7 protein-coding genes are annotated in these 11,941 nt (G+C 71.8%); all 7 read left to right on the plus strand.

Annotated features, from left to right (window positions below; translation table 11 throughout):
• The first annotated feature begins 168 nt into the window (after positions 1–168).
• From DBP14_RS35475 to DBP14_RS35505, 7 genes are read left to right on the plus strand one after another with little or no spacing between them, the layout of a single operon-like run.
• Positions 169–462 (plus strand): phosphopantetheine-binding protein, encoded by a 294-nt coding sequence (locus DBP14_RS35475; protein WP_129312351.1) that lies wholly within the window; start codon positions 169–171, stop codon positions 460–462.
• The gene (locus DBP14_RS35480) at positions 459–3,719 is read left to right on the plus strand and encodes a non-ribosomal peptide synthetase (RefSeq protein WP_129312352.1); all 3,261 of its coding nucleotides are present in this window, start codon (positions 459–461) and stop codon (positions 3,717–3,719) included. Before DBP14_RS35475 ends, DBP14_RS35480 begins: the two co-directional genes overlap by 4 nt.
• Positions 3,716–6,151 (plus strand): beta-ketoacyl synthase N-terminal-like domain-containing protein, encoded by a 2,436-nt coding sequence (locus DBP14_RS35485; protein WP_129312353.1) that lies wholly within the window; start codon positions 3,716–3,718, stop codon positions 6,149–6,151. The genes DBP14_RS35480 and DBP14_RS35485 overlap by 4 nt, the downstream gene beginning before the upstream one ends.
• On the plus strand, positions 6,148–9,303 hold the full coding sequence (locus tag DBP14_RS35490) for a non-ribosomal peptide synthetase (RefSeq protein ID WP_129312354.1): 3,156 nt from the start codon (positions 6,148–6,150) through the stop codon (positions 9,301–9,303). Before DBP14_RS35485 ends, DBP14_RS35490 begins: the two co-directional genes overlap by 4 nt.
• Positions 9,300–10,070, plus strand: coding sequence for an alpha/beta fold hydrolase (locus DBP14_RS35495; RefSeq protein ID WP_129312355.1), 771 nt, complete (start codon positions 9,300–9,302; stop codon positions 10,068–10,070). Before DBP14_RS35490 ends, DBP14_RS35495 begins: the two co-directional genes overlap by 4 nt.
• Before the next feature lie 50 nt (positions 10,071–10,120).
• The gene (locus DBP14_RS35500; RefSeq protein WP_129312356.1) at positions 10,121–10,312 is read left to right on the plus strand and encodes an MbtH family protein; all 192 of its coding nucleotides are present in this window, start codon (positions 10,121–10,123) and stop codon (positions 10,310–10,312) included.
• Complete coding sequence (locus DBP14_RS35505) at positions 10,312–11,937, plus strand: amino acid adenylation domain-containing protein (protein ID WP_129312357.1); 1,626 nt, start codon at positions 10,312–10,314, stop codon at positions 11,935–11,937. The genes DBP14_RS35500 and DBP14_RS35505 overlap by 1 nt, the downstream gene beginning before the upstream one ends.
• Positions 11,938–11,941: the final 4 nt, after the last annotated feature.

The following is an 11,941-nucleotide window of genomic DNA, read 5'->3' on the forward strand; positions in this document are numbered from 1 at the left end:
CACCAGATGACCGTCGGCAGGTGTCCAGGGGTCGTCAACAGAGCCCCACCGACCGGCACTTGTACCTCAACGATCATGATTTGGCAATTGGTGTGACTGAATGGTTATCTCTGTTCGTCCGCCGGGTGACGGCGGTACCCATCGACACGCGAAAGAGGAATCCACCTGATGGCTGAGAGCGGCTCCTTAGTCGCGGACGGCGCCGTGCCGTCCGAGCCGTCCGTGCGGGAGGAGATAGCCCGGATCATCGGGGAAGTCCTCCGGCTCGACGACGTCGCACCCGATGACGATTTCTTCGCCCTGGGCGGGCACTCCCTGACAGCGTCGCAAGTCAGCTCTCGGATCCAGCGGTCCCTGGGCGTCGAAGTGCCCCTGTCCGTCTTCTTCGAGCAACCCACCGTCCTCGGGCTCACCACCTACGTCATGACCGACGGCAGCACCGCACCAGGGCCGGCGGCGTGACGGCGGCGACCGGGACCAGCGCCCCGTCACCGCTCTCCTCCGCACAGGAACGCCTGTGGTTCCTCTGGCAGTTACGGCCGGACGGCGACGAATACAACGTGCCGGCGATCACACGCTTACAGGGCCCTCTGAACATGGCCGCGCTGCGTCACGCCATAGGGCGCCTCGCCGAACGGCACCAGGTGCTGCGCGCGGTGTTTCCCATGGTGGACGGTGCTCCCGGGATGTGCGTCACCGACCGCGCGGTCGAGACCGTCATGGTCGATCTGAGCACAACGCCGCAGGCTGAGCGGGAAGCGGAACTGCGCGCGCTGGTGTCCGCTGCCGCCCTCGCCCCGTTCGACCTGGTGAACGGACCCGTCTTCCGGTCCACGGTGATCCGCGTCGCTCCCGACGACCACGTCCTCGTGCTGGCGCTCCATCACATCATCGTCGACGGCTGGTCGTTGGGCGTCATCGACCAGGAGCTGGCGGCCTTGTACAACGCCGCTCTCAAGGGCGAGGCCGAACCGCCGGTCGCGCCGGCCGTGCAGTACCAGGAGCACATACGGGCCGAGCGTGAGATGCTTGAGGGAACCAGGGGCCGCGACGCCCTGGAGTTCTGGCGCGGTCAGCTGGACGGTGCCCCGGCTCACTCCTCACTCGCCGGAGACCGGCCGTACCGGGCGGCCGACTACGCGGGCGGGATACGCGGCGCGGACCTCCCGGCGCCGCTGTGCTCAGGTGTCCAGGCCCTCGGCCGCAGCCACCGGGTGACACGGTTCCTCACTCTTCTGGCCGCGTACGCGGCGCTGCTGCACAGGATCACCGGTGACACCGACATCGTCATCGGCGTCCCCGTCAGCGGCCGCACCTCGCTGCAGGTCGAGCGGGTCGTCGGGCTCTTCGTCAACATGCTGCCGATACGGGTGCGCGTCGACGCGGCCACCACCTTCGCCGACCTGCTCGGCCGGGTGCGGGAAGCCTTCGTCGCCGCGCACGCCTACCAGGACCTGCCGTTCCAGCAGGTGGTGGAGGTGCTGCGGCCTCAGCGTGCGCAAGGGCGGCACCCCGTCTTCCAGAACGTCTTCGCCTACGAGGAGCCGGCCCCGCTCGGCTCCGGCCTCTCCGGGCTCACCGCGTCGAACGTCAGCCTGCCCATGGACACGGCGAAGTTCGAACTCACCCTGCACGTGGAGTGGTTCGGCGAGCACGCGCGCGCCGCGTTCGGCTACCAGAAGGCGGTGTTCGACGACGCGACAGCCTTGCGGCTCGCCGAGCGCTACCGCACGTTGCTGACCGATGCCGTCGCGGCGCCGGAGACCCCCGTCTCGCGGTTGCGCCTCCTCGGCCCGGACGAGGAACGCGCCCTGCTGGCGGACTGGCCCGCGGGCGGGCCCGGAACGACGGGGCGGGTGGACCGTGCCGTCGAACGCCAGGTCCTCACACGCCCCGACGCGCCGGCCGTGCGCGACTCCACGAGGGCGCTGAGTTACGGCGAACTCGACCGGGACGCGCGTCTGGTCGCCGGCGCGTTGCGATCGCTGGGGACTCCGCGACAGGCCGTCGTGGCCACATGCCTGCCCCGCGGAGTGGAGCTGATCACCGCGCAGTTGGGGATCCTCAAGGCCCGGGACGCCTATCTGCCGCTCGATCCCGCACACCCCGCGGGCCGGCTGGCCGCCATCGTGAACGAGGCCCGTCCCGCACTGGTGATCACCGACCGGGAGCACACCGCGGTGTTCGCCGACAGCGGTGTCACAGTACGCACGCTCGACGAGCTCCTGGCGGAGGACTGCGCCGGCGAACCGCCGGAGCCGGCAAACGACCCGACCGACCTGGCCTACGTGATTTACACATCAGGTTCCACGGGGCGCCCAAAGGGCGTAATGGTCGAGCACGGCTCGCTGTACGGAGAACTCGACTGGTATCGCACCGAGTTCGCTCTCGCCCCGGGCGACCGCACGGCCTTGGTGGCCGCGCCCGGCTTCGACGCCGCGGTGCTCGACACCTGGGCCGCTCTCACCGCCGGCGCCACCCTGGAGATCCCGCCGGCGTCGGCCCCGACGGACCCGGTGGAACTGCGGGACTGGCTGCTCGAACGCCGGATCACCGGCGCCGTCCTGCCCACCCCCCTGGTCACCGAACTCGCCCGGCTCGACTGGCCGGCCGACACGCCGCTGCGGTATGTGATGGCCGGTGGCGACCGGCTCCCACCGATCACCGCACCCCTTCCGTTCCGCCTGGTGAACGGGTACGGCCCCACCGAATGCACCGTCTGCGCGACCGCGGGCACGGTGCCCACCGGGCCGCACGCCACGGAGCTGCCGCCGATCGGACGGCCGGTGAACGGCGTCACGGCCTACGTCCTCGACCCCGACATGAGGTTGAGCCCGGCGGGCGTGCCGGGGGAGCTGTACCTGGGCGGCCCGTGTGTGGCCCGAGGCTACCTCGGCCGGCCGGACCTGACCGCCGAGCGATTCGTGCCCGATCCCTACGGCCCCGAGCCGGGGGCACGCCTGTACCGCACCGGCGACCGCGTCCGCTGGCGTTCGGACGGCACACTGGACTTCCTCGGCCGCACCGACCGGCAGGTGAAGATCCGGGGATTCAGGATCGAGCCGGGAGAGATCGAGCAGGCCGTGCTCGATCTCCCGGGCATCGGCGAGGCCCTGGTCGAAGCGGTCGTAGCCGCGGGCGAACAGGAACTGGTCGCCTATGTCGTGCCGGCCGGGCCGGAAGCGTCCGGGCACCCGGCCGGCCCCCTCGACACGGCGGCGATGCGTGAGCTGCTCGGCCGGCGGCTGCCGGCCTACATGGTGCCGCGACAGTTCGTCGTGGTGGAGTCCTTCGCACGCACCGTGAACGGCAAGATCGACCGAGCGGCCCTGCCGGCAGTGGCGCCGTCACCAGTGGGGCGACCGCCCCGGACCCCCATGGAACGCACGGTCGCCGAGGTATGGGCCGACGTGCTCGGGCACACCGCGATCGGTGTCGACGACAACTTCTTCGACGTCGGCGGACACTCCATGCGGCTCGTCGTCGTGCAACGGCGGCTCGCCGCACGACTGGAGCACGCCGTGCGGATCGTCGACCTCTACGAACACCCGACCGTGGCGTCACTCGCCCGGTACCTCGACGGCACGGCCGCCGGCGACAGTGCGGCCTCGGCTCAGACATCAGGGCCCCAAGCGGCGGGCCAGCAGCGAATACAAGGCACCACACGGCTCCGGGCGCTGCGCGCCAGGAACCGTCAGGCGGAGACGAAAACACGATGAACGACTTCCACGCAGACACCGACATCGCCGTGATCGGCATGGCGTGCCGGTTACCGGACGCCAACACACCCGACGAGTTCTGGGCCAACCTGGTCGCCGGCGTCGACTCGGTCCGTCCCATCCCGGTCGAGGAGCGCCGGTCCTGGGGCGAGGACGAGACCACCGCGGCGGACCCCCGTTACGTACCGGCGCACGGCCTGGTCGACGGTGTGGGCGACTTCGACGCCGACTTCTTCGGCTACACGCCCAGGGACGCGGCCGTGCTCAACCCGCAGCACCAGATCTTCCTGGAGTGCGCCTGGGAGGCCATGGAACACGCCGGGTACCACCCCGCGGACGTTCCCGGCCCGGTAGGCATGTACGCGGGTGCCGGACGCAACGGCTACGGCAGGATCGTGCTCGAACGCCCGGACCTCCTGCCCGGTGTGGACGTCATGGCCGCGACGATCGCCAACGAGCCCGAGCACCTGTGCACCCAGGTCTCCTACCGGCTCGGGCTGACCGGCCCCAGCGTCACCGTGCAGACGGCCTGCTCGTCGTCGCTGGTCGCGATCCACGAGGCGGGCCGGGCCCTGCTCGCCGGGGACTGCGACATGGCGCTGGCCGGCGGCATCACCATCCGGCTGCCCCGGGTCGGCTACCGCCACCAGGAGGGCGGCACCATGTCGCCGGACGGCCGCTGCCGCACCTTCTCCTCCGACGCCAAGGGCATCGTCGCGGGCGACGGCGCCGGCATCGTGGTGCTGCGCCGCCTGCAGGACGCCCTCGACGACGGCGACACCGTCCACGCGGTGCTGCTCGGCTCCGCCGTGAACAACGACGGCCGCGAGCGGGCCGGGTACACCGCGCCGGGGATGCGCGGCCAGACGGAAGTGATCCGACTGGCGCACATGGCCGCGGGCGTCGCACCGGAGAGCATCGGCTACGTCGAGGCGCACGGCACCGGCACCCCGGTCGGCGACCCGATCGAGGTGGCCGCACTGACCAAGGCCTTCGCCTCTCCCGCCACCCGCCCGGGCAGCATCCGGCTCGGCGCGGCGAAGACCAACATCGGCCACACGGACACCGCCGCCGGCGTCGCCGGCCTGATCAAGGCGACGCTGGCGCTGGAGAACCAGTTCGTGCCGGGCAACCTGAACTTCAAGGAGCCCAACCCCCGCATCGACTTCGCGTCCGGGCCGTTCACGGTGCCGACCGCGGGAGCCGACTGGACCGCGGCCGAGGACCAGCCGCGCCGCGCCGGAGTGAGCTCGTTCGGCATCGGCGGCACCAACGCCCACGCGGTGCTGCAGGAGGCCCCCCGCCGCCCCGCGATGTCCGACACCTGGCCGGTACACATCCTTCCGCTGGCGGCGCGTACCCCGACGGCGCTGGACGCGATGGCCGAACGGCTCGCCGCTCACCTCGCCGGCCACCCCGAGCAGCCGCTGGCCGACGTCGCCCATACCTTGCAGACAGGCCGTCAGGCCTTCCCCTACCGGCACTTCGTCGTGTGCGCCGACCACGCGTCCGCCGTGGCGGCGCTGACGACTCCTCCGTCGGCCGGCCAGGGCACGGTCGCGGCGGCCCACCCGCCGGTGGTCTTCAGCCTGCCCGGCTCGGACGTACCGGCTCGTGAGCTGACCGACGAACTGGCGGCCGTGTTCCCCGCCGTCCGGGCGGCGGCGGACGAGTGCGCCGCCGCCCTGAGCGGTCAGGACACCGACGCCGGCGCGCTGTTCACGCTGCAGTACGCCCTGGGCCGACTGTGGCGGGACTGGGGGGTGCGGCCCGATGCGTGGCGTGCCGAAGGTGCCGGTGAGCTGGTCGTCGCCTGCCTGTCCGGCGCGATCGACCTGGCGACCGCGGCACGTCTGCTCCCCGGGCAGGACGGCCAGAAGCACGCGATCGACGCCCAGGGGCACACGGAGACGGCCGGCTCGGTGGTGGTGCGCCTGCCCGAGACCGGCACCGACGGTGCCGTGGCGGCTCTCCTGACGGCGGCCGGACGGCTGTGGCAGGCCGGGACCCCGGTGGACTGGCGGGCGATGGCATGCGGCACGCGTCGTCACCGGGTGCCGCTGCCGACGTATCCGTTCGAGCGCCGGCACGTCGCGATCCGGCCGGCGGCTCCGGTCCTGGCCGAGACCACGGCCATCGCCGGCGACGAGCGGACCGCGCCGGCCGAGACCGCGGCGCCCGCCGAGCAGCCGAAATCCGTCGCCGAGCGATTGAGCGCCCTGTTCCAGCAGGTGCTCGGGGCCGGAGACGACACCGCGGACTTCTTCGAACTCGGCGGCGACTCACTCGCCGCGGTGCAGCTCGTCGCGCTGATCGAGGAGACCTTCGGGGTGACGCCCCCCGTCGACGTGGTGTTCGACGCGCCGGCCGTACCGGATCTGGCCGCGGTCATCGAGGGCCTGCTCGCCGAGGCCGCCGCGGAGGCGTCGTGACCACGCGATGGCCCACGTCGTTCGCCCAGCGCAGGCTGTGGCTGCTCGACCAGCTCAACAACGGCAACGGGGCCTACAACCTCTACGCCGCCCTGCGGCTGCGCGGGGAGCTGCACCGGGCCGCCCTCGAGACAGCACTGCACGGCATCGGAGCACGCCACGACGCCCTGCGCACGAGGTTCCTCGCCGTGGACGGTGAGCCCTTCCAAGTGGTCGACGACGCGCTCACCGCCGACCTCCGGTTCCACGACCTGTCCGCCCTCCCCGCCGGTGACCGTGAGGCGCGCACCGAGGAGTTCCTCCGCGACACGAGCGAGCAGGGCTTCGACCTGGCGAGCGGCCCGCTCGTCCGCTTCGGCCTGCTCCGCCGCGCCCCTGACGAGCACATCTTCACCGTCGTGGCGCACCACAGCGTGTGGGACGGCTGGTCGGCAGGGGAGTTCCTGCGGGAACTCGCACAGCGGTACGCCGCACATCGTGAGGGCCGGCCGGTCGAGCTGGAGCCGCTGCCGCTGACGCTCGGCGAGCACGCCGAACGCCAGCGGCGGGAGGCGGACGACTCGGCGCACCAGGCGGGCCTTCAGCGGTGGACCGAGCGGCTGGCCGGTGCGCCCGGCCTGCTCACCCTGCCGACCGCCTTCCCCCGGCCGGCGACGCAGGGGTTCGAGGGAGCCGCGGTCGACCGGGCGCTGGATCCTGACCTGTGGAACCGGGTCACGCGGCTCGCCAGGCAGCACCGGGCGACGCCCTTCATGGTGCTCCTGGCCGGATTCTCCGTGCTGATGTCCAGGCTGGCGGCAACGGACGACGTGGTGATCGGAACCCCCAGCGCCGGACGCACGCGCCCCGACCTCAGGCCTTTGATCGGCATGTTCGTCAACACGCTTCCGCTGCGCGTGGACCTGTCGGAGGACCCGGCGTTCGAGACCGTACTGGGCAGGGTGCGCCGTACCGCCCTGGACGCCTTCCGCGACCAGGACGTTCCGCTGGAGCTGATCGTGTCCGGAGCCGGGCACGACCGCGCGGCCGGACACGACCCGCTGTTCCAGGTGATGTTCTCACTCCAGCAGTCGCTCGACCTGCCCGAACTGCCCGGGCTGTCCGCCGAGCTGGTCCCGGTGCCCACGACGACGACGTTCACCGATCTGTGGCTCGACGTGCGCCCCGCCGACGCGGGCAGCGTCAGTGCGACGTTCCGCTATCGCACCGAGCTGTTCGACGCCCCGAGCATCGAACGCATGGCCGATGAGTTCGATACGCTGCTGCGGGCCGCCGTCGACGCACCGGACACGCGCGTCACGGCACTGCCGCTCCTGGACGAACGGCAGCGAGCCCTCCTGCTCGGCACATGGTCGCGCACCGCACCGGCACACCCGTGGGACGTCCCCGTCCAGGAGCGCATCCGCAGGCAGGCCGAGCGAACCCCGCACGCCACCGCTGTCACGTTCGGCGACAACCGTCTGACGTACGCCGAACTCGTCCGGCGCGCCGAAGGCGTGGCCCGGCGGTTGCGCGCGAGCGGTGACACCGGCCCCGACACGGTCGTCGGGATCTGCCTGCCTCGTGGCCAGTCCCTCGTAGTGTCCATCCTCGCCGTACTCGCCACCGGCTCAGCCTTCCTTCCGCTGTCACCGGACGATCCGGCCACGCGCCGCGCCGGCATGCTGCGCGACGCCGGTGCCACCCACCTCCTCACCGCCGCCGAACACCTGCCCGGCCAGGAGGACCCGGCACTGACCACCCTCCTGATCGACGACGACATTCCCGGCGCCGAACCCGATCAGCCGTGGACGGCAGGTCCCGAAGACCTGGCCTACGTCATCTGCACGTCGGGCTCGACCGGCCGGCCCAAGCCCGTCGCCGTCGCCCACCACGGTCTCGACAACCGGATCGAGTGCATGCAGCGCACGCAGCGGCTGACCCCGCGGGACCGGGTCCTGTACAAGACCCCGCACACGTTCGACGTCTCGGTGTGCGAACTCCTGTGGCCGCTCGCGGTCGGAGCCCGCCTCGTCATCGCCGCGCCGGGCGGTCACCGCGACCCGGCCTACCTGGTCGACGTCATCGAGCGGGAGTCGGTCACCTCGGTGCACTTCGTACCCCCCATGCTCGACGTCTTCCTCGACCGTCCCGATCTGCACCGCTGCGTCTCGCTCCGGCGTGTCCTGTGCAGCGGGCAGGCACTCACTCCGGCGGTGCGCGACCGGTGTGCCGAACGCCTGCCGACCGCGCGCCTGGTCAACATGTACGGCCCGACGGAGGCCTCCATCGAGGTCACCGAGTGGGACTGCGGTACCGCGGCGGAGGGAACGGACGAGACCTGCGTGCCGATCGGCCGGCCGCTGCCCGGCGTGGAGGCCTACGTCCTGGACCGGCACCTCAACCCCTGCCCCATCGGTGTCCCCGGCGAGCTCTACCTCGGTGGTGTCGCCCTGGCCAGGGGCTACCTGGGCCGGCCGGACCTGACAGCGGATCGATTCGTCCCGCACCCGTACGCCGACACTCCTGGGGCACGCCTGTATCGCACGGGTGACCTGGTCGCCTGGCGCGCGGACGCGGCCCTGGACTACCTGGGCCGCACCGACCAGCAGCTCAAGATCCGCGGATTCCGGATCGAGCCGGGCGAGATCGAGAACCTGGCCCGGGCCCATCCGGCCGTCGCCGCGGCAGCGGTGCACGCGACCGGCGTGGACGGGGCCGAACCCCAGCTGGCGCTGTATCTCGTGCCGGCCGGTGACCCCATGAACGCGGAAGACCTGACGGAGGACATCCGGGGCCTGCTGCGCGACAGGCTGCCTGACTACATGGTGCCGCGGCACATCATGATGCTGCCGGAACTGCCGGTGACCACGAGCGGCAAGGTGGACCGGGCGGCCCTGCCGACGCCGGCGCCCGCCACCGGCCCCGTCGGCCGGACCGCACCGGCCGACGACACCGAGCGGCTCCTCGCGGACATCTGGGCAGATGTGCTCGGCCTCGCGGAGGTCGGCGTCACCGACGACTTCTTCGAACTCGGCGGCGACTCCCTGCAATGCGCCCGGATCGCCCAGCGCGTCTGCGACGCGGGCATGCCGATCGGCATCGGCGACGTGTTCCGCCATCCGAGTGTGCGTGAGCTGGCCGGGCGACTGCGAAGCGAGGCCCGGCGATGACCGCTACCGCCGCACCGGCCGGCCGGTGGCTGCTGCGCTTCCCGCCCCGGGCCACACCCACGGCCCGCCTGGTGTGCGTGCCCGGGGCAGGATGCACCGCCGCGATGTTCCATCCGTGGACCTCGCTGCTCCCGGACGACGTGGCCGTCTCGGTCGTGCAGTTGCCCGGCCGTGGGGCACGGTTGAGGGAGACACCGGTCGAGCGGATGGCACCGCTGGCCGACGCCGTCGCCGCGGCCCTGCGCCAGGAGCCCGGTCCGCCGACCGTCCTGTTCGGGCACAGCCTCGGCGCGCTGATCGCCTTCGAGGTGGCCCGGCGCCTGGCGGCCGATCCCGGAGACAGCAACCTGATCGCTCTCGGCGTGGCCGCGCACAAGGCGCCGCAGCTGGGAACGGCGGGCATCGAGCCCGAGGAAGCCACGCCGGAGCGGCTGCTGGCGTTCATCGAGTCGATCGGCGGGACTCCCGACTCCGCACTGCGAGATCCGGAAATCCAGCGCATGCTCCTGCCCGTCCTGCGCGCGGACTTGCAACTGGACCACACCTACCGCTACGTCCCGGGCCCGAGGCTCCCGCTGCCCCTGCACGTGTACGGCGGCCGCACCGACCCGCTGGTGTCCGAAGCGGACATCGAGGCGTGGTGCGAACAGGCCGCCGGGGACACGTTCCGGCTGCGCTGGTTTCCGGGCGACCACTTCTTCCTGACCGGCACCGACGCGGCCGCCCTCGTGGCCGATCTGGCCGGCCTGCTCCGGGCTCCGCACTAACCGTCCGAGCCCTCAAGCAGCTGAACTTCTGAACGAGAGAACCAACATCCATGTTCGACGACGACGAGCGTCGCTTCGCCGTGGTGCGCAACGACCGCGCCCAGCACTCGATCTGGCCGGCCGACCGCACGGCCCCGGCCGGCTGGCTGGAGACCGGCTTCACCGGCTCACGCTCCGACTGCCTCACCCATATCGCCCAGGTCTGGACCGACCTGCGTCCCGCACCGAAGGAGCGCGCCTGATGGGAATGGCCACCCTCACCCAGCATCACGGCGAGCCCTCCGCGCCGCGGCCCGATATGTGCCTGCACGACCTGTTCACCGCCCAGGCCGCCCGTGACCCTCAGGCACCGGCCCTCATCGACGTCGAGGGCGCCGGCCGGGTCGTGTCCTATCGGGAACTGGCCATGATGTCGGACCGGCTGGCGACGGCGATCCGCGCACGCATGCCCGAGAGGGGCGGCCGCGTGGGCCTGTACCTGCGACGCGGGCCCCACGTCGTGGCAGCGATCCTCGCCGTCTTCAAGGCGGGCTGCTCCTACGTACCACTGGACCCGGGATATCCCGCGGACCGCGTGCGGTTCATGGCCGAGGACAGCGGGCTCGGCCTGGTGCTGACGGAGCCCGGTGCCGACACCGGCGCCATCGCGCCCGGGGTGGCGGCACTCGAAGTGACCGACGCCCTCCTCGAAGAGGGCCCGGCAACCGCGCCCGGCCCGCAGTCGCAGCCTCCCGTGCCAGTCACACCTGAGGATGCCGCATACGTCATCTACACCTCCGGCTCCAGCGGCCGCCCCAAGGGCGTCGAAGTGCCGCACCGCGCGGTGACCGCACTGCTCGCGGCCTGCGACGAGGTCTTCGACCTGACGTCCGACGACGTCTGGACGATGTTCCATTCGCATTGCTTCGACTTCTCGGTCTGGGAGATCTGGGGCGCGCTCAGTCATGGCGCCGCGCTGATCGTCGTGCCGGCGGACGTGGCCCGGTCGCCGGAAGCCACCCTCAGGCTGATCGCCGACCAGGGCGTGACGGTACTCAACCAAGTGCCCTCCGTCTTCCGCTACTTGTCCCGGGCGGCCCTCGCGGACCCCGAAGCGGCCCCGGAACTCCGCTACGTGATCTTCGGCGGCGAGACGCTGGACCTCCAGGCGGTACGTGACTGGCGAGCCGTGAACGGACGGACCACAGCCTTCGTCAACATGTACGGCGTCACCGAGGCCACGGTGTTCTCGACGTTCCACCACCTGACGGAGGACGACCTCACCCGCGAACACGGCACGCCGGACCCCTCCCGGACGATCGGCCGTCCGCTCCCCGGCACCACGGCCCTCCTCGTGACGGAGGACGGCAGGCGCGCCGCACCCGGTGAGACCGGCGAGCTGTGCCTCGCGGGCGACCAACTGGCGATCGGGTATCTCGGACAGCCCGAACTGACCGCACGGCGCTACCCGGACATGGACGACCAGGACGGCCTGACACGCCGCTACTACCGCAGCGGCGACCTGGCGATACGCCATCCCGACGGCACCCTGGAATTCGCCGGCCGAGCCGACGACCAAGTCAAGATCAACGGCTACCGGATCGAGGCGGGCGAGGTCGAGACTGTGCTCCGGGCGACCGAGGGCGTCGGCGAACTCGTGGTCGTACCGGCTGACAGCCGCATCGGCGAGCGCATCCTCGTGGCCTGCTATACGGCGGCCCAGGGCATCCAGCCGGCGGAAGTCACCAGGCGCCTCGCCGCCCGGGCCAGGACGCGGCTGCCCTCGTTCATGGTGCCCGCGCGCTTCGTCCACCTGCCGACGCTCCCGCTGAACGCCTCCGGGAAGACCGACCGGCGCGCGGTCGCCGAGCAACTGAGCGGAGCGTGAGCGG

The sequence above is a fragment of the Streptomyces sp. L2 genome (assembly GCF_004124325.1).
Classification (GTDB): domain Bacteria; phylum Actinomycetota; class Actinomycetes; order Streptomycetales; family Streptomycetaceae; genus Streptomyces.

Excerpts from the sequence above, each read along its gene's own strand:
- DBP14_RS35475 (WP_129312351.1), top strand. The coding sequence starts at position 169 with ATGGCTGAGAGCGGCTCCTTAGTCGCGGACGGCGCCGTGCCGTCCGAG.
- DBP14_RS35485 (WP_129312353.1), top strand. The coding sequence starts at position 3,716 with ATGAACGACTTCCACGCAGACACCGACATCGCCGTGATCGGCATGGCG.
- DBP14_RS35495 (WP_129312355.1), top strand. The coding sequence starts at position 9,300 with ATGACCGCTACCGCCGCACCGGCCGGCCGGTGGCTGCTGCGCTTCCCG.
- DBP14_RS35500 (WP_129312356.1), top strand. The coding sequence starts at position 10,121 with ATGTTCGACGACGACGAGCGTCGCTTCGCCGTGGTGCGCAACGACCGC.
- DBP14_RS35505 (WP_129312357.1), top strand. The coding sequence starts at position 10,312 with ATGGGAATGGCCACCCTCACCCAGCATCACGGCGAGCCCTCCGCGCCG.